Annotated in this window: 2 protein-coding genes; one reads left to right on the top strand and one right to left on the bottom strand. The window is 67.4% G+C overall.

Annotated features, from left to right (window positions below; genetic code table 11):
• A partial coding sequence (locus tag A5705_RS15625; RefSeq protein ID WP_156762981.1) for a TetR/AcrR family transcriptional regulator occupies nt 1-219 on the bottom strand: 219 nt, incomplete at its 3' end.
• Nucleotides 220-275: 56 nt separating this feature from the next.
• Here A5705_RS15625 and A5705_RS15620 point away from each other — a divergent pair.
• The coding region (locus A5705_RS15620) for a TetR/AcrR family transcriptional regulator (RefSeq protein ID WP_255400457.1) at nt 276-680 on the top strand (405 nt) is incomplete at its 3' end.

Genomic DNA, 680 nt, shown 5'->3' with positions numbered 1-680 from the left:
CTCGGTTCTGGCCGCGACGGCCGCCTTGATCAGCTCCGATTTGTTGGGGAAGTAGTTGTACAGGCTGGCGCTGGTCACCTCCGCGGTCCGGGCGATCTCGCGGATGGTGGCCTTGGAGTAGCCGCGCTGGGCGACACAGCGCATGGTGGCGACGAGGAGCCGGCGGCGGGTCTCCTCGCCGCTGGCGCCGACGGGGCGACCCAGCTGCGCCCGCGTCATGCTGATGTCCTCACTCCTGCGTCCTTTTGACCGGCTCCCTCGAATATAATCGGGCGATCAATTATCCTCCGGCTTCGCCATCCCAGCTCGGCCGCCCAGTCGGCGCCAGCGGCGAGCAGACCCGTGCCCGAATCATCGCCTCGGCGATGCGCTGCGTGGCCGAAGTGGGCCACTCGAAGGCGACGATTCGCGAGATCGCCCGGGCCGCCGACATGACCAGCGGCAGCCTCTATCACTATTTTCCGAACAAGTCGGAGCTGCTCGCGGCGACGGTCGCGGAAATCGACCTGATCGCATCCCGACGGCTACGCGAGGCCGCCGACCGCTCCGGTGACGTCGTCGACCGCCTCGAGGCGGTGCTGGACGAATCGGGAAAGTTGATGCGCGAGTTCCCGGACCTCGCGGCTTTCGAGTGGGCGATCCGGGCCGAAAGCCTGCTCGAATCCCAAATCGACGGCGGC

Origin of the sequence: Mycobacterium sp. E787, assembly GCF_001668725.1 — a bacterium.
GTDB lineage: Bacteria > Actinomycetota > Actinomycetes > Mycobacteriales > Mycobacteriaceae > Mycobacterium.
Note: the sequence above shows the minus strand (reverse complement) of the source record. Positions and strands in the feature narration are given on the sequence as shown.